This is a genomic window from Stutzerimonas chloritidismutans (assembly GCF_038562055.1).
Classification (GTDB): Bacteria; Pseudomonadota; Gammaproteobacteria; order Pseudomonadales; family Pseudomonadaceae; genus Stutzerimonas; species Stutzerimonas chloritidismutans_A.
Genome location: NZ_JBCFXD010000001.1, coordinates 272,119 through 296,423, shown reverse-complemented (window position 1 = coordinate 296,423; position 24,305 = coordinate 272,119). Strand labels below are relative to the sequence as shown.

Genomic DNA, 24,305 nt, shown 5'->3' with positions numbered 1-24,305 from the left:
GTATTCGTCAGGCTTCATTCATGCGCCCCCTCCCATTCCTATAAAAGAGGACACCGCATGAACCGTGAACACGATGCCAGCCGCCGCAGCCTGCTCAAAGGTGGCGCTATCACCGCCGCCGTCGTCGCCAGTACGCCGTTTCTCGGCACGCTGGAAGCCTTCGCAGCGCGTAACGCACAAGGTCGCGGCGCCGGCCTGGTTCGCAGCAGCTACGGCCCGTTGCGTCCGGCCAAGGACCTGAGCACCGGTCTGGAACTGCTCCAGCTGCCCGATGGGTTCCAGTACAAAAGCTTTTCATGGACGGGTGACCTGATGGAAAACGGTCAGCCAGTGCCCACGTCGCATGACGGCATGGGCGTCATCGAGGTGCGTCGCGGCCAGCATGGCCCGGAAATCGTGCTGGTGCGTAACCATGAAGCCAGCACCGGTCCGCTGATCGACGCCACCGGCATTTATGATGAGGTGACCCTCTCCAACGGCCAGCGTCCGGCCGGCGGAACAACCAACCTCTACGTTTCCCGCGACATCATGCAGCCGGTACGCACCCTGCCGAGTCTCGGTGGCACCCGTACCAACTGCGCCGGCGGTGTCACGCCTTGGGGCACCTGGTTAACCTGTGAAGAGAACACGTCTGACTACCGCAGTGTGGGTGGTCGTGCCCACGGCTATGTGTTTGAGGTGACGGCCGACCCGGCGCTTACCACTGGCCAGCCTATCGTGCAGATGGGTCGCTTTCGGCACGAAGCGGTCGCAGTGGACCCGCGTAACAGCTATGTCTATTTGACGGAAGATGCCCGCAACCAATCCGGCTATTACCGCTATATCCCCACGGACGCGAGCCAGCAGCCAGGTTCACTTGTCTCGGGTGGAATACTGCAAGCCGCTCGGGTGCGTAATCGTGCGTTGATCGACCTGCATGCGCCGAAGCAGGGCGACAGCTATCAGCTGGAATGGGTGGAAATATCGAATCCGGACCTCGAGCCTCAGCCCGAAGGCAGCGGCCCTTATGTTCAGGCGCGTCAGGCCGGCGGCCTGAGCATGAGCCGCGGCGAAGGCATCTGGTACAGCGAGGGCAAGCTCTACATTGTCGACACCAGTGCCGGTACCGACAGTCAGGGCCGCCCCGGCTACGGCCGTGGGGCGGTGTGGATGCACGATCTGGCGAATGACCGCTTGACCTGCATCTTCGCTTCCACCGACGCCGAAATCGCCAACAACCCGGACAACATTACGGTCAGCCCGCGCGGCGGTGTGCTTCTGTGCGAAGACGGTGGTGGTGTGCAGGACGCGTTCGGCTTTGGCGAACGCCTGCTGGGCCTGACCACCGCGGGGGAGGCGTACATCTTCGCCAAGAACAACGTGGTGTTCGATGACGTCCAGGCCGCTGCGGCCGGGAAGAACGCTTCGGGCGGCGACTACCGCAACCGTGAGTTCTGCGGCGCCTGCTTCGATCCGACCGGACACTTCCTGTTCGTCAACATCCAGACCCCCGGCATCACCTTTGCCATCTGGGGTCCCTGGGCTCGCGGTTCGCTGTAATCCGCACTATCAGCGAGTCGAGCGAGGACTGCTCGGCTCGCCAGCAGCGCCGTTCGCTCGGTCGTTCGAGTGAGCTGGCGTTGCTTCTTCGGGGCGGCACTCCGTTACGACACGAGCCTGTGCACGAGATGCGGCAGGCACCTGTCTTCCCGTTTGATTAGAGCGTGCGGACTTTCAGCGAGCGGCCTTTGATCTTGCCGGAATTGAGGCGATTCAAGGCCTGCTTGGCCACGTCACGCTCGACCGCGACGAACGCCTGGAAGTCGAAGATCGCAATCTTGCCTACCTGTTTGCCGGGAATCCCTGCATCGCCTGTCAGCGCGCCAAGGATGTCGCCCGGTCGCAGCTTGTCCTTGCGCCCAGCACCGATGCACAGCGTCACCATCGGCGGCTGCAACGGCCCGCCGGGCTGCACGTTCAGCTCGCTCAGTGGCCGCCAGTTGAGCGGCGCTTTCTGCCTGTCCTCGATGGCCTGGGCGCGATGACCTTCGGCCGGGGCGACCAGGCTGACGGCGATGCCTTTCTTGCCGGCACGACCGGTACGCCCAACTCGATGAATATGAATCTCCGAATCACGCGCCAGCTCGACGTTGATCACCATGTCCAGCGCGTCGATATCCAGCCCGCGGGCGGCGACGTCGGTGGCCACCAGCACCGACAGGCTGCGGTTGCTGAACATGGCCAGCACCTGGTCACGGTCGCGCTGTTCGAGGTCGCCGTTCAGGGCCATGGCAGAGATGCCTTTCGCGGTGAGGGCGTCGACCAGTTCCTGGCACTGCTGTTTGGTGAAGCAGAAGGCCACGCAGGTCTCCGGTCGGAAACTGGCCAGTACATGAATAACGGCCTGCATGCGTGCTTCGGGATCGATCTCGTAGAAGCGCTGCTCGATTTGGGTGTCGTCATGCAGGGCTTCGACCTTGACCTGCTGCGGATCACGCATGAAGGTCGATGCGAGTTGCTTGATGCCGGTGGGGTAGGTCGCCGAGAACAGCAGGGTCTGGCGCTTGCTCGGGGTCTGCCCGATGATTTCGGCAATCGCGTCGTAGAAGCCCATGTCGAGCATGCGGTCGGCTTCGTCGAGGATCAGCTTGTTCAGGCCGTCGAGTTTCAGTGAGCCTTTTTTCAAATGCTCCTGCACGCGTCCAGGCGTACCGACAATCACGTGCGCGCCATGTTCCAGCGAACCGATCTGTGGGCCGATGGATACGCCGCCGCACAGCGTTAGGATCTTGATGTTCTCAGCAGAGCGCGCCAGCCGGCGCAGTTCCTTGGCCACCTGATCGGCCAGCTCGCGGGTCGGGCAAAGCACCAGCGCCTGACAGCCGAAATAGCGCGGATTGATCGGCTCCAGCAGTGCAATACCGAAGGCGGCGGTCTTGCCGCTGCCGGTCTTGGCCTGCGCGATGAGGTCCATGCCCTTGAGCATGACCGGCAGGCTTTGTGCCTGGATCGGCGTCATCTCGGCATAGCCAAGCGCGTCGAGGTTGGCCAGCGTTGCAGGGCTGAGGGGCAGGGTGGCGAAGGCTGAACTGGGCACGGTTGAGATCTGCTGGAAAAAGTGAAGCGCAGTCTAGCAGGCGGCTACCGTTCACGCGTCACGCCCGTGGTTCGCTGCATCGGGCGGAACGGATCGCGGCGACGGTCGGTCCCACAGAAGTCAATACTGATTCAGGAGGCCGTTTTGTCCCGTTTGTTGTTGCTGTTGAGCGCGTTAACCCTTCCCGCCATAGCGGCCGAACCAACCTTGTTCGGCCGCTATGAGCAGATCAAGATCGAAGACCTTGGCAAGACCCTCAAAGCCAAGATGGACACTGGCGCGATGACCGCCTCGCTGTCGGCGCGCGATATCGAGCGCTTCGAGCGTGATGGGGAAGACTGGGTGAGATTCCGTCTCGCTGTCGAGGACGCTGACGACACGCTCTATGAGCACCGTCTGGCTCGCATCGCCGAGATCAAGACCCGTAAAGAAGAAGCCGTCGACCCCGACGACGATACAGATGCGGAACGTGGACCCGATGTGGCCGAGCGACCTGTGGTTGAGATGCAGCTGTGCATCGGCGATCAGCTGCGTGAAACCGAGGTAAACCTGACCGATCGCAGCCACTTCCGCTATCCGTTGCTGATTGGCGCTACGGCAATCCGGGATCTCGAGGCTGCCATCGATCCTGCTCAGAAATATACGGCAGGCCGTCCCACCTGCTAGCTAGCCTTGTGCGGTCCGAATGGGCGCGGATTCAAACGGCTTCCGCGCCCAGCTTATAAAACGCTACCCTCTGTAGTTAGCGGGAGCGCTTTCGCTCTGTCGGTGCGTATTGAAGAAGAACTCCGAGGGAAGCTGGGTTTCGTTTGTAGCGGAGACATAAACCTTAGGTGCTAATAACTAAGGTATTAATTTGACGACCATGAGCTTAATTAGTTGGTCAGAATATAAGTGGGCCGTGCACTTACTGTTGATGCTGCATATATCTGCTTAATAAGTAACGGTCGGCGAATGATAAAACGCATGTTGGTCAATTCGCTTTAGCTCCGTGACTGATGAGTCAGCTTAAGGCTCGCCCTCTGAGCAGCAAGGGATTCGAATGTTTGACCGCCATTTCGTTTGAGGTGCAGGCAGAAGCGCGCCTCCTGCGGCTTGAGAGGTAGCGTGCCTTCTACGCGCTCCGGTGTGCTGGCTTGCGGCGAGCAATCTCGATAATCGCAAGGCTGGCAACGGTCAATGTCTCGTTTAATCACTTGTTCTAGAGCGCGTCAGACTAAAGTCGGGGCTATCATTCCACGACACATCCTTGCTAAATTCACGATGTGGTTCCCTTCACCCGTAATAAAAATAAGACGGAGAACGTCATGGCCGACAGCGACAAAACAAATGCTGCTGCGTACTGGAAGGCGAATGTTCGCCTGATAACTTGGAGCCTGGTGGTCTGGGCTCTTGTCTCATATGGTTTCGCCATCCTATTGCGCCCTTTACTCGCCGGTATCCCGGTTGGGGGTACTGATCTGGGGTTCTGGTTCGCTCAACAGGGTTCCATCATCACGTTCATTTTGATCATCTTCCACTACGCGTGGCGGCTGAACAAACTGGACAAGGAATTCGGGGTTGAGGAGTAACCACAATGAGCCAATATTGGATCAACATGATGTTCGTGGGCGCCTCGTTCCTGCTCTATATAGGAATCGCGGTTTGGGCTCGCGCAGGGTCAACTAAAGAGTTCTATGTCGCCGGTGGTGGTGTTCACCCCGTAACCAACGGCATGGCAACGGCGGCAGACTGGATGTCTGCAGCTTCCTTCATTTCCATGGCCGGTCTGATCGCCTCTGGCGGTTATGCCACTTCTGCTTACCTGATGGGCTGGACCGGTGGCTATGTGCTGCTGGCGATGCTGCTGGCGCCCTACCTTCGCAAGTTCGGCAAGTTCACGGTACCGGATTTCATCGGTGACCGTTTCTACAGCCGTGGCGCGCGCCTGGTAGCGGTGATCTGCTTGATTCTGATCTCCGTGACCTACGTAATCGGCCAGATGGCAGGTGCGGGCGTGGCGTTCTCTCGCTTCCTTGAAGTGAGCAACTCCACCGGTATCTGGATCGCAGCCGTGATCGTGTTCGCCTATGCGGTATTTGGCGGCATGAAGGGCATCACCTACACCCAGGTGGCGCAGTACGTGGTTCTGATCATTGCCTACACCATTCCGGCCGTGTTCATTGCCATGCAGTTGACGGGCAACCCAATCCCGATGTTCGGCATGTTCAGCACTCATACCGAATCCGGTATGCCGCTGCTCGAAAAACTGAACCAGGTGGTCACCGACCTTGGCTTCGCCGCTTACACCGCGGACGTCGACAACAAGCTGAACATGTTCCTGTTCACCATGTCGCTGATGATTGGTACCGCTGGTCTGCCGCACGTCATCATTCGCTTCTTCACCGTACCGAAGGTGGCTGACGCTCGTTGGTCCGCTGGCTGGACACTGATCTTCATCGCTCTGTTGTATCTCACAGCACCGGCTGTTGCCTCCATGGCACGCCTGAACCTGGTTCAGACCATCTATCCGGAAGGCCCACAGGCTGAAGCGATCCGTTACGAAGATCGTCCAGAGTGGATCCAGACCTGGGAAACGACTGGTCTGATCAAGTGGGAAGACAAGAACGCCGACGGTCGTGTGCAGATGTACAACGACACCAACGCTACCTTCACTCCGACCGCTACTGAGCGTGGCTGGAATGGCAACGAGCTGACCGTGAACAACGACATCATTGTTCTGGCCAACCCGGAAATCGCCAACCTGCCGAGTTGGGTCATCGGTCTGATCGCGGCGGGTGCTATCGCTGCTGCGCTCTCGACTGCTGCGGGTCTGCTGCTGGCGATCTCCTCTGCCATCAGTCATGACCTGATCAAGACACTGATCAATCCGAAAATCAGCGAGAAGAACGAAATGCTGGCTGCCCGGCTAGCCATGACGGCAGCGATTCTGCTGGCGACTTGGTTGGGCCTCAATCCTCCGGGCTTTGCCGCTCAGGTTGTGGCTCTGGCGTTCGGTCTTGCAGCCTCGAGCCTGTTCCCGGCGCTGATGATGGGTATCTTCTCCAAGCGTGTGAACAGCAAAGGCGCTGTCGCAGGGATGCTGGTTGGTGTGATTTCCACCGCCGTGTACATCTTCCTGTATCTGGGCTGGTTCTTCATCCCTGGCACAGCAAGCATCCCCAACACGCCTGATCAGTGGTGGATGGGCATCTCCCCGCAGGCCTTCGGTGCGGTAGGTGCAATGCTGAACTTCGCTGTAGCCTACGCTGTATCGATGGCTACCGAGGCTCCGCCGCAGGAGATTCAGGATCTGGTCGAGAGCGTTCGTACCCCTAAGGGTGCTGGCGTTGCGCTTGATCACTAACTGATAATGCAACCGGTCGTCAGGCTAGTTCTGACACAAGGTTGAGGTAGAAGTCGGGCTTCCATATGGAAGCCCGATTTTTTTAGGGGAGTCGTATATGTTCTGGCATCTAATTGCGGCAGTCGTCGCGGGTGTGGCGGGAGCGGGTATTGGGCTACTGCTGCGCTTACTGACGCGTAAACGGTTGCCGATGTGGATCATTCCTGTATGTGCGGGTCTGGGAATGCTGAGTTACACCATCCACTACGAATACACTTGGTTCGAAGCCAAACAGGCACGGCTGCCGGAGGGCAGCGTGGTCGTTTCGAGCGAAGAGGGGGATATGTTGTGGCGCCCTTGGACCATGATGTATCCCATGCCGTTGAGCTACACGGTACTCGATCAGGCCAACGCACAGGTTCAGGATACAAATCAGGGCCGCATCGCCCGCTTTGTACTGTATCGCTTCGACAAGCAGCATCTGACTTCCACTGTGGTCAGTCAGCGCTATCAGATGATTTGCGCGGAGAAAGCCATGTTCAGGTTGAACGAGGCAGGTCAGGCCAAGATTGAAACCTTGACCGAACTGGAGGCCGATTCGCCGTTATACCAGCGCATCTGCGAATCAGACATGCGTTAAGCCGTTCGCGATCAAAGCGTTGTTTCGCTCTGATGGAGCGCAGCGCAGCTTTTGCAGCGACGCTTGGTCAGAAAGACCGGGCGTCAGGCTGAAGCCTTATGCAATGTCAGTGCTTGATTCCAAACTGTCCTGTTTGGATGGATGTCGTCATCCGCCGGCGCAGCGGCCATGATCCCAGCGCTGCCGGCAGGCCTAGACCGAGCCAGGCAAGCACATCCCGCCAGCCATCCCCCAACAGCGCAGCGAAAAGCCCGACGAGGCCGAGCACAGCAATCAGGCCCGGCAGCTGGAAGGTGATTCGCGCCGGCTCATGCTGCTACCTCGCGAGCTGAGGCCTGCAGGCCGCGGCGGCGTACCCGTCAAAGATTCGCTAATGGCCAGGTATTCCTTGTGGAACAGATTGTCGGTGCTAACAGCGACGCCGGCAGCTTTGGAGACAGCTGTCGGCCACGCAGGGCACAGCAAACAGCCGCCTCATAGGTCTGCTGGCGCGCGGTGGGTCGCCAGATGGCCATGGCGGCGCAGCCAGTTCAACAGCCAGCTGCGATGATTGCTATACAGCGAGCTCACGAACTGTTGACGGGTTGACCTAGCCGACAAGTGAATGCTCCAAGGCCGACGCGTGGCCTGTAGGGGAACTATTCGAATATGGTTGCAAGTTGTCGCCAGCGGATCAACGCGGATGCCGCGCTCACTCCTCCGCGGCTGTTGAGTCGAGCGTTACATGAATTGAGCCTGTTGCCGTTTGCGCCAGTTAGCCAAGCGCTGGTTAATGGCATCCAGGCTGTCCAGTCCTTGTCGGTGCGCCTTGCTGAACAGAATCAACGCCAGTTCGGCGGTGGCCAGTGCATCGGCGCTGGCGTGATGACGCTGAAGCACATGCAGGCCGAAATGGCTACACCAGTCGTCCAGGCCATTCTGTCTCGGGCGGTTGTCGGGACAGAGCATCGGCGCCAGCTCGGCGACATCGATGAAAGGATGTCGCAGCTTGTAACCGAGCGTTTGCTTCAGTGCACGGGTCAGCATGCGCTGGTCGAATCCTGCGTGAAACGCCAGGATCGGGCTGTTGCCGACAAACTCCATGAGATCCAGAAGCGCTTCGGCAGGGTCCTCGCCCGCTTCGAGTTCGCTGGGCGCGATCCCATGGATCAGCACGCTTTCGCTAACCTTTTGTGCTGGTCGCAACAGGGTCGATTCAAACTGATCGCCCAGCTGGATGCCACCTCGGTCGATCACCACGGCACCGATGGACAGAACGATGTCGCGGCGCATGTCCAGGCCGCTGGTTTCAAGGTCGAGCACTACCATGCGCTGCATAGACAGCGGACAAAGGCCCAGCGCAGCGGGCTCGGCAAGCTGATCGCGTCGCTGCAGTTGTTGCAGTTCGAGGGTCGGGCCGCGATGTTTGAACCAAGGCATATTCATAGCTGATAGCGAACTGCCAGGCTGCTCTGCAGGCGCTGCGCCTGGCGAAAGGATTCACGCAGGATACGCCGGTCCAGATGATTGAGGGTGTCGGGGTCGAGTCGGTTTGAATACGGCCGTCCTTCGCGCGCCTGCTGCTGATGCTGCTGCATGCGGGTCTGCTGGATGAAATGGTAGGCCTCCTCGTAGGCCGCGCCATCCTTCTCGTCAATGACATCCTTTTCGACCAGCTGGCGCAGTCGGTCCAGCGTGTTGCATGCGGTGATGCCGTGGCCCAGCGCGAGCAGGCGCGCGCCGTCGACGAAGGGCGTCAGGCCCTGCACCTTGAGATCCAGGGTCGCCTTGCCGTCGCCTTTGCGTGTCACCACGAAATCGCGAAAACGACCCACAGGCGGGCGATGGCGCAACGCGTTTTCAGCCATCATGCGCTGGAACAATCGGCTCTCGCCCACTTCTTCGAGCATGTTGGCGCGCAGCTGCTCGCAGCCCTCGCTGGGCCCCCATATTGCACGCAGGTCGAAATAGATGGTGCTGCTCAGCAGGTTTTCCGGTGTCGATTCGCGAACGAAGGCGCTGAAGCGTCGCTGCCATTCCAGTCGTGACAGGCACAGCTGCGGATTGCTGGCCATGATGTTGCCCTTGCACAGGGTGAAGCCGCAGGTGTTCAGATCCTGGTTGATGCGCTCTGCGAGCGGCAGCAGGCGCCCGCGGATAGATGCAGCTTCGGCCGCATCAGCGGCCTCGAAGAGTATGCCGTTGTCCTGATCGGTATGCAGAGTCTGCTCGCGGCGCCCCTCGCTGCCGAAACACAGCCAGGTGAAGGGGATGCCGGGATCGCCGAGCGTCTCGATGGCCAGCTCGATTACGCGGCAGACCGTATGGTCGTTGAGCAGCGTGATGATGTGGGTGATCTGTGTCGAAGACGCGCCGTGTGCCAGCATGTTGTCGACCAGCTGCAGAATGCGGCTGCGGATGATCACCAGCGTCTCGACGCTGTCGGCGTGGGAGATCGCCTGCGCTAGATGGACCAGGTCGACGCGCTGCAGCGAGAACAGGTCGCGTTCGGAAATCACCCCACTTAGCAGGCCTTTATCGACGACGCAGACATGAGCGATGTGACGCTCGGTCATCGCAATTGCGGCATCGAACGCGGTTGCATCCGGTGGAAGATGGAAGGGGTCCTGCGTCATGAATTCGGCAATCGGGACGGACAGGTCGGTCGTGCCGGTGCCGATCACCCGCCGCAGATCGCGCAAGGTGAAGATGCCCTGCGGGTGAAGTTCGAGGTCGGTGATCACGATGCTGCCGGTGTTGTTCTCGTGCATCAGTGCCACTGCATCGGCCAATGGCAGCGATGGCAGGCAGGAGACCGGATGGTGCAACGCGAGCTCGCCAATGCTTGTCTCCAGCGAGTATTGCTCACCCAGGCTTTCCACGGCCCGCATCTGCGCCTGCTGATTGACCAGGTCGAGCAGGCTGCTGACGCCGCGCATGGCGAAGTCACGAAACGCTGCCGATTTGGACACCAGCTTGATGAAGGCGGGCTTGCTCAATAGATAGCAAAAGGTATCTTCGGCGGCGAAGTGCCCGGTGCGGGTTGCGCGTTCGCCCATCAGCGCGGCCATCGGGAAGCATTCGCCGACGATCACTTCAAAAGTGGTGTCGGTACCGCGCTTGCTGGTGTGAGGACGCTGGCCATGCACGCGGCCTTGCTTGATGATGTAAAAGTGTTCGACGACACCGTCATCGGGCGAAATGATGCAATCGCCTTCACTGTAGAAGCGCAGCTGGCAGTTCTCTACCAGATAGGCGAGATGCCCCGGTTCCATCTGGTTGAAAGGTGGGTACTTGCGCAGAAACTCCATGGTCCCATGAATGTTCTGCAGCACGGCGGTCTTGCCTGCCTCGGCGAAAGCATCGGCTTTGCTCATGGTTCGGTTCCATTTTTTGGGCCCAATGGTGGGCTGTGGGTCCGGCGTGGCACATTGGACGTAAGTCTAGTCGCGCGGGCGCCGCATCGGGCTGACACGGGTCAGCTCATGGAACCGGGGTGTTGCAGGGTTTTTCGCTCATAAAAAAACCGCCCGATGCAGACGCAAGGGACGGTTCTTTCAGTTGCAGGTCAAGATCACGGCAGGGTGAACAACACCTTTACCGAATCATTGACTGCAGCGCTGTCGACGTAGCCGATAGCGTCGGCTTCCGCCGCAACTTTCGCGACCATTGCGGCCTCGTCGGCCACGCTGGTCATTGGCTGGCCTTTACCGGTGAACACCAGACCGGACCAATACGACTTGAGCTGCGACTCGTTCTTGTTGGTCACCGCCGAGTAGAAGCCCTCTTTGGCCGGCGTCCAGTCCTTGAGGTCGACGCCTTTCATGGACTTGTCCTTGCCCAGAAAGATGTTGGCGACCTCAGACTGCGACGGCGCTTTGGCCGCGCCCGGATTGACGATAACGGCGACCTCAGCCTGAGCCAGGGATGCCATGCCAAGCAGTGCAACACTGCTGAGGATGCGAAGGGATGCTTTCATCTGGACGCTCCTCAGAATACGAAATCGACGCCGACGGAAACGATGTCACCGTCGTAATTGCGGGCAGGAACGCCGCCACGTGCGCCACCGAAACGCTCGTACACGGCGTTTTCATAGACTTCCTGGGCGTTGCGGGTGAACACGCCGTCATAGCCGTTCTTAGTGTCGACGCGCTTGTACTCGCCCTTGACCACGACGGTCGGGGCGGCCTGGTAGTTAAGGCCCAGGGTCCAGGAGCTCTGACGACCGCCGTTGTCGTCCAGCTGTGCATAGGTTACGTGTGGCAGGAAATCGCCGAAGCGACGGCCACCCATGAGGTAAAAGGAATCGATCGATTCCATGTCGTCGTTCTCGATCATGCGCGAGGTCCACTCGTTGCTGCTGACCCAGACGCCGTTGTCGTACTGGTAGCCGATCGAGGTGAACTTGCCTTTCTCTTTGTCCAGTGTGAGCAGGCTCAGGGGCGCAACCACACCCGGGGCGACGGTGACGGTGCCGCTTATGTCGGTGCTGATGTCGGCTTCCACGTAACCGATGCGCAGGGTGCCGAAATCGTTGGTCGCCATGCTCACGCTGGCGCCGAACAACTTGCCGTAGTCGATATCGAACTGCTCGTCGTACGCATAGTAGTCGCGGTTCTTCGACTGGCCGCCAGCAAGCTGGAACGTCACCGAGCCGTAGGACAGCGGCAGGGTGTAGACCGCGTCGACGCCCTCGTAGTTGGTCACCTGAACCTGGCTGTAAACCTCATCGGGCAGGCGCAGCCAAGGGTAGCTGTAGCCGACGTCAAGGCTCTCGGAATACATGTACACCGGGCTGCGCAGGCGACCGGCGCGGAGCATCAGCTGGTCGTTGGTCTGCCAGGACAGATAGGCCCACTCAAGGTTGGCTTTCCATTCGTCCTGCTGGGCCTTGGCCGTGGCCTGCACAGTCACGCCGACGGTGTCGGTCACGCCGTAGCTCAACTGCGCACCTAACTTGGATAGCTGGTCGCCGCGCCAGGAATCGTTGGTCTGGCCTTGGACACCATAGCTGCGGCCGTCATCTTCGCCACCCAGATGGGTAACGCCGAGGGTGCCGAAACCGTTGAGCCGATGCTCGCCTTGCTCGAGGGCAAAGGCTTGAGTGGTTGCCAGGCAGACGGCTGCCAGGCCGATAACACGTACTGCGGTCATCAGGATGCTCCTAAAGCAATTTAAACGCGGAATTGGGCCGTGGCTGCACGCAGGTGATCGCCCGTGCTGACCAGTTGCTCGCCCAGTCGGGCGGTGGCTTCGGCGCCGTTTGCGGTTGCTTGTGCGTCCTGCTGCAACACTTGGGTTTCTTGTTGGATGGAACTCGACAGGCCGATCTGCTCTTGGGTGAACTGAGCGATACCGGCATTGAGTTCGTCGATCTGGTTGACGGTGCGGGCAATGGTTTCGAGCAACTGTGTCGCTTCGACCGAGCGCTCGATGCTGGCGCGCGACTTCTCGCCATTGCTGTTCATGACGTTGAGTACGGTGTTCGCACTGCTCTGCAGCCGTTGGATGATCTGCTGAATTTCCGCAGTAGAGGCGGCAGTTTTCTGTGCCAGATTGCGCACTTCGTCAGCCACTACGGCGAAGCCGCGGCCCTGTTCGCCGGCACGGGCGGCTTCGATGGCGGCGTTTAACGCGAGCAGGTTGGTCTGTTCAGCAATACTGCGGATCACGGTGAGCACCGAGCCGACTTCCTGGGTTTCCTCTTCCAGCTGCTCCATGGCCTTGACCGCGCCCATCACGCTGTCCCCCAGGTCACTGATACCGGTCGACAGGCTGCCGACGTGCGCACGCGCGGTGGCGGCTTGGCGCGCCGCGGAGTTGGCTTCGTCCGAGGCCTGCTGCGAGCGCTGCGCGACCTCCTGGATGCTGCCGGTCATGGTGAGGATGTCGCGGGTGATGGAGTCGGTGTGGTGCTGCTGCGACTTGGCGTTCTCTTCCGAACCCTGAGTAAGGTTGTAGAGCTCCTTGGAGACCTGACCCAGAGGACTGGCCGCTTCGATGATCTGGCGGATGGTGCGCTGCAGCTTGTCGAGAAAGCCGTTGAACAGCTCGATCATGGCGCCGATTTCATCGTTCGACTCGACATTGACGCGCTGGGTCAGATCGCCGTCTCCACGTGCGATGGACTGCAGAGAGGCGATCACACCGCGCACGTTTGACATCACGCTGCGAATCACCAGCCAGGCGCCGAGGCCCACAACCACGATCAGCACCAAACTCAGGATGATTCCCAGGCGAGTGGTGTTCTTGTTGGCTTCGCGGGTTTCGGCCAGGGTCTGTTGGAAATCCTGGTAGGCCCCGGTGCGGAAGTCAGTGGCCAGTTTCTGCGCTTGGGCAAGGTCACTGGCCATACGATCCAGGCTCGGGCGCAGATCATCGAACGAGGCACTGCCGTCGATCAGCTTGGCGGAAGCGTCGAGCGCGTTGTCGGCGTAGGCCTTGACCGCTTTGCGCCAGTCGTTGAGAGCCTGAAGCCGTTGCGGCTGGGTGTTCAGAAGCGTGGCGAGCGCCTGCTGCTGCGCATCGATTTCACTGAGCACTTCGCGCGCTTCGCCGAGAATCCCCGACTCTCCGGCAGCCACGGCGTTGTTCAGCAGACCGGGAATACGGGAGAACTGAAAGATCACCGCGTCTGTCTTTTCCAGCGTGGGATAGCTTTGTGTCTCGATGCTGACCAGGCGCGAATCCGTCGCAGACAGCTGCAGCGAGGTATAGCCGACATACAGAATCAGCCCGAGCAGGGCGACGGCGGGGACCAGCGACAGCTTCGCAGTGAGCGAGAAATTCTTGAACATGCATCGACTCCACAGTGGGTGGCGGATACTACGTAATGGCCACTAGAGGCGCATTGCCATCTGTCGGATAAATTGTGACTTGTTTTGGCAATCCGGTCACGTTATCGGATGTCGCAGGCGGAACTTGAGTGCCGTTGGGCTGCAAACGTCCATAAAAAAACCGCCCCGAAGGGCGGTTTTTTGTGCGGCGACGATTCGGGTTACAGGCCGTTCTTGGCTTTGAACTCGCGCCGGCGACGGTGCAGTACCGGCTCGGTGTAGCCGTTGGGCTGCTTGGTGCCTTCAAGGACCAGCTCCAGGGCAGCCTGGAAGGCCACGCTGTTGTCGAAGTCCGGTGCCATCGGGCGGTATACCGGGTCGCCTTGGTTCTGACGATCGACCACAGGCGCCATGCGCTTGAGGCTTTCGACCACCTGATCCTTGGTTACCACGCCGTGACGCATCCAGTTGGCCACATGCTGGCTGGAGATGCGCAGGGTGGCGCGGTCTTCCATCAGCGCGATGTCGTTGATGTCCGGTACCTTGGAACAGCCCACGCCCTGCTCGACCCAGCGGACCATGTAGCCGAGGATGCCCTGCGAGTTGTTGTCCAGCTCGTTGCGCTTCTCTTCGTCGCTCCAGTTGGTGTCCTGCGCCAGCGGGATGGTGAGGATGTCGTCGATAGAGGCCTTCTCGCGCTTGGACAGTTCGACCTGCCGCGCCTGCACGTCGACCTTGTGGTAGTGCATGGCGTGCAGGGTGGCGGCGGTCGGCGAAGGTACCCAGGCGGTGTTGGCACCGGCCATGGGGTGGCCGAGCTTCTGCTCGAGCATCGCGGCCATCAGGTCAGGCATGGCCCACATGCCCTTGCCGATCTGCGCCTTGCCCTGCAGGCCGCAGGCGAGACCGACGTCGACGTTGTTGTTCTCGTAGGCACTGATCCACTTCTCGGCCTTCATGGCTGCTTTGCGGACCATCGGCCCTGCTTCCATGGAAGTGTGGATCTCGTCGCCGGTGCGGTCGAGGAAGCCGGTGTTGATGAACACCACGCGCTCGCGCGCTTCCTTGATGCAGGCCTTGAGGTTGATCGTGGTACGACGCTCCTCGTCCATGATGCCGACCTTGAGGGTATTACGCGGCAGGCCGAGGACGTCTTCGACGCGACCGAACAGCTCGGTGGCGAAAGCCACTTCTTCCGGGCCGTGCATCTTCGGCTTGACGATATACATCGAGCCGGTGCGGGTGTTCTTGCGAGTGGTGTTGCCGTTGAGGTTGTGCACCGCGATCAGGCTGGTGAACAGACCGTCCATGATGCCTTCCGGCACCTCGTTGCCGTCCTTGTCGAGGATGGCATCGTTGGTCATCAGGTGACCGACGTTACGGATGAACAGCAGGGAGCGGCCGTGCAGGGTGAGCTCACCGTTGCCGTCGGCCTGGGTGTAGACGCGGTCCGGGTTCATTGCGCGGGTGATGCGCTTGCCGCCCTTGTCCAGCTCTTCGACCAGGTCGCCCTTCATCAGGCCAAGCCAGTTGCGGTAGACAACGGTCTTGTCGTCGGCATCGACGGCGGCGATGGAGTCTTCGCAATCCATGATGGTGGTCAGCGCCGATTCCATCAGCACGTCTTTGACGCCGGCTGCGTCGGTCTGGCCGATGGGGCTGGCCGGGTCGATCTGGATCTCGAAATGGATGCCGTTGTGCTTGAGCAGCACGGCGATCGGTGCATGGGCATCGCCCTGGAAACCGCGCAGTTGCACTGGATTCTGCAGGCCAGTAGTGCTGCCATCTTTGAGCGAGACGACCAGCTTGCCGGACTCGATGCGGTAGCCGGTGGAATCGGCATGCGAGCCGGTTTCCAACGGAGCGGCTTCGTCGAGGAAGGCTCGGGCATAGGCGATGACCTTGTTGCCGCGGATCTCGTTGTAGCCCGGCCCCTTGGTGGCGCCGTCTTCTTCGGAGATGGCGTCGGTGCCGTATAGCGCGTCGTACAACGAGCCCCAGCGGGCATTGGCGGCGTTCAGCGCAAAGCGGGCGTTCATGATCGGTACGACCAGTTGCGGGCCGGCCATGCTGGCGATTTCTTCGTCGACGTTCTGTGTAGTGGCCTGGAAGTCTTCGGCTTCCGGCAACAGGTAACCGATTTCCTGCAGGAAGGTTTTGTAGGCCGCGGCATCGTGTGCCTGACCGGCACGTGCCTGATGCCACGCATCGATCTGCGCCTGCAGCTCGTCACGCTTGGCCAGCAGCGCGCGGTTCTTCGGCGCCAGGTCGTGGATGACGCTGGAAGCGCCGGCCCAGAAGGCATCGGCATCAACGCCGGTACCAGGAATCGCCTCGTTGTTCACGAAGTCGTACAGGACTTTGGCGACCTGCAGGCCACCGACTTGAACGCGCTCAGTCATTACTCGCCTCACTTGGTTCTTCTTCAAATCCTTCGGACAGTTTCTTCTTGTAGTCCGGGTCGACGGATACTACATGAAGCCGTTCGGAAAATCAGTCCGCCACTCGGCCTAGGCCCAAGGCCCGTGATTCCTCTTCATCGGGCAGCCGGAACGCCGTGGCTTGGACACTTTGGCGCGGCGTCGACGCTGTTTGTTCTATACCTATGGAGTCGGACACCACGGGAGCGGTCCATTACTCTCAGCAGTCGCACGGCCAGCGCCGGTTGCCCTATTTCCCTATTGAAGGAGCCACAGATGGATCATCTCGTACTTACCGTGATTGCCGAAGACCAGCCAGGGCTGGTCGAATGCCTCGCCAAATGCATCGCCGAGCATGGCGGCAATTGGCTGGAGAGCCGCATGTCGCGGATGGCTGGCCAGTTTGCGGGTATTCTGCGGGTTGCCGTCCCGGCCCAGGCCCACGACGATCTCAGCGAGGCCTTGCAGCAGCTCGAGCAGCAGGGCATCCGGGTGCTCTTTGCTCAAAGCGGCGCCGAGCCGGAGCGGAGCTGGCGGATGATTCAGCTGCAGCTGGTTGGCAACGACCGCGCCGGTATCGTTCGTGACATTACCCGGCTGCTGGCCAAGCATGGCGTGAACCTGGAAAGCCTGGACACCGATGTGCTGCCCGCACCGATGACCAACGAGCTGCTGTTCCGCGCCGATGCACGGTTGGCCGTGCCGACCGAATTGTCCCTGGACGATTTGCAGGAACACCTGGAAACGCTTGCCGATGACCTGATGGTGGAGCTCAAGCTGCAGCCTGCCGACTGAGCCGTCTTCAGCGCGCGCTGGCTTTACGCATCAGGCGCCAGGCGTCGTAACTGTAGACGGCGAGGCCGGCCCATATCCAGACAAAGGCGAGCTGGCGATCGGCTGGGAAGGGCTCGTCGAATACCCACACCGCGAGCACCAGCAGCAACGTCGGCGTGATGTACTGCAGGAAGCCCAGGGTCGAATAGGGCAGATGCCGGGCCGCTGCGTTGAAGCACAGTAGCGGCAGCAGCGTAACCGGCCCGGCGGCCACCAGCCAGAGCGCTTGCGGTTGGGACCAGAACGACCATTCGGTGCTCGGGCCGCTGCCGAAGAAGAACAGCCAACCCAGCGCGATCGGCAGCAGCAGCCAGGTTTCCACCACCAGCCCCGGCAGGGCGGCGACAGGTGCTTGCTTGCGCAGCAGTCCGTAGCTACCGAAGCTCAATGCCAAGGCGATCGACACCCAGGGGAAGTCGGCCAGGGTCACCAGTTGCAACAGCACGCCGACAGCTGCCATCGCCACCGCCAGCCATTGCAGCGGGCGCAGACGCTCGCGCAAGACAACCAGCCCCAGCAGCACGTTGACCAGCGGATTGATGTAATAACCCAGGCTCGCTTCGAGCATGTGGTTGTGGTTCACCGCCCAGACGTAGATCAACCAGTTGCTGGCGATCAGCACGCTGGAAATCATCAGTACGCCAATCCGCCGCGGATGGGCGAGCAACTCCTGCCACCAGCCGGGGTGGCGCCAGAGGCTCAGCACCAGCGTGCCGAACAGCGCTGACCAGATGGCCCGCTGAGTGACGATTTCCAGCGCCGCATACTGCTCGATGGACTTGAAGTAGAGCGGGAACAGGCCCCAGATGGAAAAGGTCATCAGACCCAGTAGGTAACCCTTGCGCAGATCGGCGGTGGCCATGGATGTCCTGGTAAACGGGGCGGCGGAAAGCCGGTCATTTTGCGCTCAGGAAAAGGTATTTGTCTGCCTCGGGCGCCCTTCGAAGCATTCGCAAACACCCGACATTGAACGTGCCCGGCTGCAGCCCGTCAGACATTGCACGACTCAGGGGTCGCCGCTGCGACTCGACAGCCACACGAGGTGTTCGATGAAACTGCAGAACAAGGTCGCCCTGGTTACCGGCAGCTCCCAGGGCATCGGCCGCGGCATCGCCATACGCTTGGCCAAAGAAGGCGCCGATCTGGTGATCAACGGGCGGCACGATGACGAGCAGGCGCGTGAAACACTCGAGCTGGTGCAAGCCCTGGGGCATCGGGCCTGCTTCATCGCCGCTGACGTTGCAGAGCCCGCCAACTGCTACCAACTGATCGAACAGGCCGTCGAGCAGATGGGCCGGCTGGATATTCTGGTCAATAACGCCGGGGTGCAGAAGCACGCAGCCTTTCTCGATGTGAGCGAGGCGGATTACAACCAGGTGCTGAACGTCAATCTGCGTGGGCCGTTCTTCCTGTCCCAGGCCTTTGCCCGTCACCTGCGCGACACCGGGCGGGGCGGGCGGATCATCAACAACAGTTCGGTTCACGAAGAGCTGCCATTCCCCAATTTCAGTGCTTACTGCTCCAGCAAGGGCGGGCTCAAGATGCTGACGCGTAATCTGTCGATCGAGCTGGCCCCGCTGGGGATCACGGTCAACAACGTTGCCCCCGGCGCGATCGAGACGCCCATCAACCAGACCCTGATGAACGAGCCGGAGAAGCTGGCCGGGCTGCTCGAGAACATTCCGGCCAAGCGTCTGGGACAACCTCACGACGTGGCGGGAGCGGTGGCCTTTCTCGCCTCGGACGATGCCGACTACGTCACCGGCACTACACTGGTGATAGATGGTGGACTGCTATGGAATTACAGCGAGCAATGACCGATACCTCTTCGAACGCCTTCGATTACGACACCCGCGCGGTGTCGGCCGCCGATACGCTGAGCCCAGCGGATCGTTATCAGGAACTCTTTGTGGCAGTGCAGATGCAGCGCGTGTTTCCTGATAGCAAGACCTTCGTCGACTGTGCCCCTCGGCAGCATCCAGAGCGAATCCTGGAGGCCTACCGGGCGCAGAACAGCCAGCCAGGTTTCGATCTGCGCAGCTTTGTCCTTGAGCATTTCGAGGTCTACCAGCGACAGCCGATCGAGTTTGTCGCCGACCCTGACAATACGCTGGCTGAGCACATTGATCGGCTCTGGCCGGTGCTGACCCGCCGACCTCGGCAGCACCCGGAATTTTCCTCGCTGTTACCGCTGCCCCATGACTACGTGGTGCCGGGCGGTCGCTTTACCGAGCTGTACTACTGGGACTCCTACTTCACCATGCTCGGGCTGGACGAAAGTGGGCATTGCGAGCTGCTACGGTCAATGGCGGACAATTTCGCCTATCTGATCGACACCTACGGTCATGTGCCTAACGGCAACCGTTCCTACTACCTGAGCCGCTCGCAGCCGCCGGTTTTTGCGTTGATGACCGATCTGTTCGAGGCATCCGGCGTGCACCGCGCCAACGATTACCTGCCACAGCTGCGCAAGGAACATGCGTTCTGGACCGACGGTGACGATCAGCTGCGCCCGGGTGAGTCCCACCGACGCTGCGTCTGTCTGGCCGATGGCAGTGTGCTCAATCGTTATTGGGATGAGCGGGACACGCCGCGCGAGGAGTCGTATCTCGAGGACGTCGAAACGGCGCGTTCCTCCAGCCGGCCTGCGCATGAGGTTTATCGAGACCTGCGCGCGGGTGCCGAGTCCGGCTGGGATTTCAGTTCGCGCTGGCTGGCCGATCCTCAGCGACTATCGAGTATTCGCACCACGCAGATCATTCCGGTGGACCTGAACAGTTTTCTCTACAACCTTGAGCGACAGATCGCCCGTCTCAGTCACGCCAAGGGTCAGCATGACTGTGCCGAGGCCTTCCGTCAGCGTGCCGAAAAGCGTCTGGCGGCGATCGACCATTACTTGTGGAACGAGCAGCAAGGCGCCTATTTCGACTACGACTGGTGCCTGGCGCAGCCGCGGGACAACCTGACCGCCGCGACTCTGACGCCGCTGTTCGTCAAGCACGCCAGTGCCGAGCAGGCGGCACGGGTAGCTGAAGTTGTTCGTGAACGGCTGCTGGCCCCCGGCGGACTTTCCACCACTGAAGTCAGTGGCAGCGGTGAGCAGTGGGACCGCCCGAACGGCTGGGCGCCGCTGCAATGGATGGGCATCCGTGGGCTCCAGCACTACGGTCACGATGCGCTGGCCTTGCAGATCGAAGAGCGCTGGCTGAAGATCGTTTCAGTGCTTTTTGAAAGCGAGAGCAAGCTCGTGGAAAAGTACGTGCTGCGGCCCTGTACCGAGCACGCCGGCGGTGGTGAGTATCCGTTGCAGGACGGCTTCGGCTGGACCAACGGCGTGACTCGCAAGCTGATGCAGGCCGACCCGTCTCATGAAGCCCACCGTTGCCGAGCCGGCCGCTGCCGAGTGGAGTGAGCAGGGCGAACGGCTGCCGCGACTGTGGCGGGGAGCAGGCGCTCCAGTTCGGCGAGGCGGTAGATGCTAATTTGTAGGAGCGAGCTTGCTCGCGAAACTTTCGGTGATACCGACGGCTAAGTTACCCGCTTGCAGAGCGCGTCTGCCTACTGCGAAACCTCGCGATCTACCGCCGATACGGGCTCGGCAGCGCGCCGTTCAGATCAAGCGTGCCTTTCTCCACGAACCGCTGCGTGCCGAACGTCCTACCGCCCGCCAGCTTCCCTCGCAGCACATAGGGCACTTCATCCATGCCGATATGCTCAGCCAGGCCCAGCGCTTGCCGCGCGGCAGAGAATGCCGAGATGGTCATCGGCACGCTCAACACGGTTTCGCCGAAGCGTGGGATGGTTCCGCTCGCGTCGCTGACGCCGCTTGCTAGGTTGCGCCCGTTTATTTCGAGTTCCAGCGCCACGCCGTCGTAGTCCAGCGCCCTGTCATTGGGATTCTGCACCCGCAGCTTCACCGCCATCCGCAGTTCCAGTCCTTCCCCTGGCAACGGTTGGATGCCAGCCACCTGTACGTTGAGCGGGTCGTGATTGAAGAAGGAAGCGCAGGCAGCAAGGGTCAGCGTCAACAGGCAGACCGACAGTAGGCGAATAACAGGTACGGCGGAGCGCAAGGGCATATAGGTTTCTACTCGGTTTTCTTGGTGAGGTTGCCCATGCCCTGCAGCAGTTCCATGGGCAGCGGGAAGACGATGGTCGAGTTCTTGTCGCCAGCGATGTTGCTAAGCGTTTGCATGTAGCGCAGTTGCATGGCGCCGGGTTGGCGCCCGAGCATTTCGGCGGCCTGCATGAGCTTTTCCGAGGCCTGCAGCTCGCCTTCTGCATGAATGACCTTGGCGCGACGCTCGCGTTCCGCTTCTGCCTGCCGGGCAATGGCTCGAATCATTGATTCATCCAGGTCGACATGTTTGATCTCGACATTGGCGACTTTGATCCCCCAGGCGTCCGTTTGCGCGTCGAGTACCTGCTGGATGTCATTGTTGAGCTGCTCGCGCTCGGCCAGCATGTCGTCCAGATCATGTTTGCCAAGCACCGCGCGCAGCGTCGTCTGAGCCAGCTGGCTGGTCGCCGAGTGATAGTCCTCAACCTGGATGATCGCCTTCTCGGCATCCAGCACCCGGTAGTACACCACCGCGTTGACCTTGACCGAGACGTTGTCGCGTGAGATCACGTCCTGAGTTGGTACGTCGAGCACCAGGGTGCGCAGGTCGACCCGTACCATCTGCTGAATGCCGGGAATGATCAGGATCAGCCCCGGCCCCTTGACCTTCCAGAAACGGCCCAGCTGAAACACCACGCCGCGCTCATATTCGCGCAGGATGCGGAAGGTCGATGCCAGCAGCGCAATCACCAGCACCACGACGGCGACAAAACTCATTTCAAAACCCATGCTTCACCTCTTCTCGATTGAGGGCCCGTCGGCCGCGGTCACATCCAGTTGCAAGCCATGCCGTGCCACCACGCGAACCTGCTGGCCCACTTGCAGTGGCGCCAATCCCTGCACCTGCCAGTGCTCTCCGTGCAACTGCACCCAGCCATTGCTGGGGTTGCCTGCCTCGACACCGGTGATTCGAGTCAGCGTCCCGATCAGCCCGCCATCACCGGTGACCACCGGCTGCCGTCGGGCTTTCAGCGCCATGCTGACGATGGCAAAGACCAGCAGCGCGCTGATGACCCCGAGCGTACCGATCAGCTCCAATGGAATGCCGAAGCCTGGCACCTCCGTGTCGATCAGAATCAACGAGCCGGTGACGAAAGCGACGATGCCGCCAAGGCCGAGCACGCCGAAGCTGGGAATGAAGGCTTCGGCAACCATGAACGCAAGGCCCAGGAGAATCAGTGCAACGCCGGCATAGTTGATCGGCAGCAATTGCAACGAAAACAACGCCAGCAGCAGACAGATCCCGCCAATGACGCCGCCGGCGCCGGTGCCCGGGTTGGAAAACTCGAAGACTAGGCCGTAGATGCCAATCATCATCAGGATCAGCGCAACGCTGGGGTTGGTAATCACCGCCAGCAGGCGGACTCGCCAGTCCGGGTCATGGCGCTCGACAGTGACGCCAGCAGTTCTCAATGTCTGCGGGCCATCGTTGGTCTGGATGGTTTGGCCGTCGAGCTGGGTCAGCAGGTCATCAAGGTCGTCAGCCAGGTAGTCGACCACGTTCTGCTCCAGCGCCTCGGTTGCCGACAGGCTGACGGCCTCGCGCACGGCCCGTTCGGCCCATTCGGCATTGCGCTCGCGCAATTGCGCCAGGCCGCGAATATAAGCGGCTGCGTCGTTTACCTGCTTGCGGCTCATGGCGTCGCCGCTCTTTTCGTTTTCTTTCTCGGCCTCCGGTGAAGGCTCCGGTGGGCCGCCGCCGCTGCCACCGATCTGCACCGGGGTTGCGGCGCCGAGGTTGGTGCCAGGCGTCATTGCGGCGACGTGACTGGCGTAGAGCAGGTAGGTGCCTGCGCTGGCCGCCCGCGAACCGCTGGGCGTGACGTACGTGGCGATCGGCAGTGGGCTGGCGAGGATCTCTTTGATCATCGCGCGCATCGAGATATCCAAGCCGCCGGGCGTGTCCAGCTCCAGCACCAATAGCTGCGCCTCGGCTTCCTGCGCCCGCTGGATGCCGCGGATGACGTAATCGGCGCTGGCCGGGCCGATTACACCGTCGACTCGCAGCACGACCACCGGCCCGGCCGCCTTTGCGGCACTGACGAAGGCCAGCATCAGGCCAAGCAGCCAGGCGAACCGGTGAACCAGACGACGATGCATCAGCTGTAACCTCCCGGTCGGCAGCAGGCCGATGATTGATGAGGCGGTTCTCTGAGGATAGTTCAGTCGGCCGCAGGTTCCTCTTCGCCGTGCGGTACCTTGACCCAGGTCATCGCCCAGGGGCAGCGGCCTCGGGACGCCGCGAGGTCAGCGACCCTCATACCTCGTGCAAGGCTGAACAAAAGGGGCGGTCGCCGGCGCAGCGTGCCGCTGCGTGATACTCCGCTCCTCCGGACTTTTGAGCGCATTCATCATCTCTAACGCGGGATGTGGCCGGCTGGCGGCAAACTGTTTGACGGCCTTGAGCATTGCCCCTTACCGCGCCATGTGGCAGCGTGAAACGGACACAGCGTGAGAGCTGAAATAAAGTGGCGAGGCAGTGCGCTGCAACAGCCAGGTTAGCCAAGGCGCTGGAGCGCGTGCGGGGGAGGCGGAATGGAACAGCAAGACGATGATCGCGTTGGCGGCGCGGTGCGAACAGCGATGGTTTACGTCAAGTGGATCGGTTTCGCAGCTTGCTCGTTGGCGGCGTTGGGCTACGCGGCGATCGGTAACTACAACATGACCGGTCTGATGCTGGCGTTGGCCGTGCTGTCGTGGATCAACATCCGACGTAAGCGCAACAAGCCCGAACCGCCTGCTCGCCCTTAGCAGAAAGAACGCGAGGTTGGCTGTCATCTTCGACTATTCGCTTATGGCGACGGGGTTAGGCTATCGGCGATAGTCGGTTGGCTGAGCGCGACTGCTCGGCGTTGCGCGTAGCTCAAAAGGCAGAGCGCATCGACGCATTCAGCTGACTGCATTCCAAGGCCAGCCGCGTTCTCTCCTTCTTGCGCCTTCGGGTGCCCCATGCGACTCACACGGTCGCTACCGGATATTGAAATCGCGGTCTTTTGGATTGCGATTGCTCCATCGAAACACCCGCGCGTGCTATCTGCAGGCGCACCGATTGCTGCGCTCTAAGGAACCCCTTTCCGGCTATCAGGTCGATTCACAGTAGACCGATTGGCTAAACCAGACTTTAGGGGAACCACA

21 protein-coding genes are annotated in these 24,305 nt (G+C 60.8%); 9 read left to right on the top strand and 12 right to left on the bottom strand.

What is annotated here, in order from left to right:
• Nucleotides 1-57 precede the first annotated feature (57 nt).
• A complete protein-coding gene (locus AAGW23_RS01315) occupies nucleotides 58-1,539 on the top strand; it encodes a PhoX family protein (protein WP_342404542.1) in 1,482 nt (493 codons plus the stop codon).
• Nucleotides 1,540-1,696: 157 nt separating this feature from the next.
• Here AAGW23_RS01315 and dbpA read toward each other — a convergent pair whose 3' ends face one another.
• Complete coding sequence (dbpA, locus tag AAGW23_RS01310) at nucleotides 1,697-3,076, bottom strand: ATP-dependent RNA helicase DbpA (protein WP_342404541.1); 1,380 nt, start codon at nucleotides 3,074-3,076, stop codon at nucleotides 1,697-1,699.
• Between the two features lie 144 nt (nucleotides 3,077-3,220).
• Here dbpA and AAGW23_RS01305 point away from each other — a divergent pair, with 144 nt between their 5' ends.
• From AAGW23_RS01305 to AAGW23_RS01290, 4 genes are all read left to right on the top strand, one after another.
• Complete coding sequence (locus AAGW23_RS01305; RefSeq protein WP_342404539.1) at nucleotides 3,221-3,742, top strand: ATP-dependent zinc protease; 522 nt, start codon at nucleotides 3,221-3,223, stop codon at nucleotides 3,740-3,742.
• Nucleotides 3,743-4,383: 641 nt separating this feature from the next.
• On the top strand, nucleotides 4,384-4,647 hold the full coding sequence (locus tag AAGW23_RS01300; protein ID WP_102836722.1) for a DUF4212 domain-containing protein: 264 nt from the start codon (nucleotides 4,384-4,386) through the stop codon (nucleotides 4,645-4,647).
• Nucleotides 4,648-4,652: 5 nt separating this feature from the next.
• Nucleotides 4,653-6,422: a sodium:solute symporter family protein gene (locus AAGW23_RS01295; RefSeq protein ID WP_342404538.1), complete on the top strand. Its 1,770-nt coding sequence runs from the start codon at nucleotides 4,653-4,655 to the stop codon at nucleotides 6,420-6,422.
• A gap of 97 nt (nucleotides 6,423-6,519) precedes the next feature.
• The gene (locus AAGW23_RS01290) at nucleotides 6,520-7,041 is read left to right on the top strand and encodes a hypothetical protein (protein ID WP_342404537.1); all 522 of its coding nucleotides are present in this window, start codon (nucleotides 6,520-6,522) and stop codon (nucleotides 7,039-7,041) included.
• 106 nt (nucleotides 7,042-7,147) lie between these two features.
• Here AAGW23_RS01290 and AAGW23_RS01285 read toward each other — a convergent pair whose 3' ends face one another.
• From AAGW23_RS01285 to AAGW23_RS01255, 7 genes are all read right to left on the bottom strand, one after another.
• Entirely contained in the window at nucleotides 7,148-7,339 is a 192-nt protein-coding gene (locus AAGW23_RS01285; protein ID WP_342404937.1) for a hypothetical protein, read from the bottom strand.
• Between the two features lie 422 nt (nucleotides 7,340-7,761).
• Nucleotides 7,762-8,466 (bottom strand): 3'-5' exonuclease, encoded by a 705-nt coding sequence (locus AAGW23_RS01280; protein WP_342404536.1) that lies wholly within the window; start codon nucleotides 8,464-8,466, stop codon nucleotides 7,762-7,764.
• Nucleotides 8,463-10,397, bottom strand: coding sequence for a putative nucleotidyltransferase substrate binding domain-containing protein (locus AAGW23_RS01275; protein ID WP_342404535.1), 1,935 nt, complete (start codon nucleotides 10,395-10,397; stop codon nucleotides 8,463-8,465). The genes AAGW23_RS01280 and AAGW23_RS01275 overlap by 4 nt, the downstream gene beginning before the upstream one ends.
• A 197-nt stretch (nucleotides 10,398-10,594) precedes the next feature.
• Nucleotides 10,595-10,999 carry a phosphate ABC transporter substrate-binding protein gene (locus tag AAGW23_RS01270; protein ID WP_342404534.1) on the bottom strand — a complete coding sequence of 135 codons (405 nt, stop codon included), beginning with the start codon at nucleotides 10,997-10,999 and terminating at the stop codon, nucleotides 10,595-10,597.
• A gap of 11 nt (nucleotides 11,000-11,010) precedes the next feature.
• Entirely contained in the window at nucleotides 11,011-12,174 is a 1,164-nt protein-coding gene (locus AAGW23_RS01265) for a hypothetical protein (protein WP_342404533.1), read from the bottom strand.
• 20 nt (nucleotides 12,175-12,194) lie between these two features.
• Nucleotides 12,195-13,817 carry a methyl-accepting chemotaxis protein gene (locus AAGW23_RS01260; protein ID WP_342404532.1) on the bottom strand — a complete coding sequence of 541 codons (1,623 nt, stop codon included), beginning with the start codon at nucleotides 13,815-13,817 and terminating at the stop codon, nucleotides 12,195-12,197.
• Between the two features lie 200 nt (nucleotides 13,818-14,017).
• Entirely contained in the window at nucleotides 14,018-16,198 is a 2,181-nt protein-coding gene (locus AAGW23_RS01255) for a malate synthase G (protein WP_342404531.1), read from the bottom strand.
• Nucleotides 16,199-16,492: 294 nt separating this feature from the next.
• Between AAGW23_RS01255 and AAGW23_RS01250 the strand changes: the two genes are divergently transcribed.
• Complete coding sequence (locus AAGW23_RS01250) at nucleotides 16,493-17,011, top strand: glycine cleavage system protein R (RefSeq protein WP_342404530.1); 519 nt, start codon at nucleotides 16,493-16,495, stop codon at nucleotides 17,009-17,011.
• Between the two features lie 7 nt (nucleotides 17,012-17,018).
• Here the strand turns inward: AAGW23_RS01250 and rarD are convergent, their stop codons facing one another.
• Nucleotides 17,019-17,912 carry an EamA family transporter RarD gene (rarD, locus tag AAGW23_RS01245; protein WP_342404529.1) on the bottom strand — a complete coding sequence of 298 codons (894 nt, stop codon included), beginning with the start codon at nucleotides 17,910-17,912 and terminating at the stop codon, nucleotides 17,019-17,021.
• Nucleotides 17,913-18,099: 187 nt separating this feature from the next.
• Between rarD and AAGW23_RS01240 the strand changes: the two genes are divergently transcribed.
• The gene (locus AAGW23_RS01240; protein ID WP_342404528.1) at nucleotides 18,100-18,867 is read left to right on the top strand and encodes an SDR family oxidoreductase; all 768 of its coding nucleotides are present in this window, start codon (nucleotides 18,100-18,102) and stop codon (nucleotides 18,865-18,867) included.
• On the top strand, nucleotides 18,864-20,462 hold the full coding sequence (gene treF, locus AAGW23_RS01235; protein WP_342404527.1) for an alpha,alpha-trehalase TreF: 1,599 nt from the start codon (nucleotides 18,864-18,866) through the stop codon (nucleotides 20,460-20,462). The genes AAGW23_RS01240 and treF overlap by 4 nt, the downstream gene beginning before the upstream one ends.
• Before the next feature lie 166 nt (nucleotides 20,463-20,628).
• Here treF and AAGW23_RS01230 read toward each other — a convergent pair whose 3' ends face one another.
• Genes AAGW23_RS01230 through AAGW23_RS01220 form a run of 3 tightly spaced genes read right to left on the bottom strand, consistent with a single transcriptional unit; the run spans nucleotide 20,629 to nucleotide 23,270 of the window.
• The gene (locus tag AAGW23_RS01230) at nucleotides 20,629-21,129 is read right to left on the bottom strand and encodes an LEA type 2 family protein (RefSeq protein WP_342404525.1); all 501 of its coding nucleotides are present in this window, start codon (nucleotides 21,127-21,129) and stop codon (nucleotides 20,629-20,631) included.
• Between the two features lie 8 nt (nucleotides 21,130-21,137).
• A complete protein-coding gene (locus AAGW23_RS01225) occupies nucleotides 21,138-21,899 on the bottom strand; it encodes a slipin family protein (RefSeq protein ID WP_342404524.1) in 762 nt (253 codons plus the stop codon).
• 3 nt (nucleotides 21,900-21,902) lie between these two features.
• The gene (locus tag AAGW23_RS01220) at nucleotides 21,903-23,270 is read right to left on the bottom strand and encodes a nodulation protein NfeD (protein ID WP_342404523.1); all 1,368 of its coding nucleotides are present in this window, start codon (nucleotides 23,268-23,270) and stop codon (nucleotides 21,903-21,905) included.
• A gap of 435 nt (nucleotides 23,271-23,705) precedes the next feature.
• On the opposite strand from AAGW23_RS01220, the gene AAGW23_RS01215 reads away from it, so the two are divergent.
• Nucleotides 23,706-23,921 carry a hypothetical protein gene (locus AAGW23_RS01215; RefSeq protein ID WP_342404951.1) on the top strand — a complete coding sequence of 72 codons (216 nt, stop codon included), beginning with the start codon at nucleotides 23,706-23,708 and terminating at the stop codon, nucleotides 23,919-23,921.
• Nucleotides 23,922-24,305 lie beyond the last annotated feature (384 nt).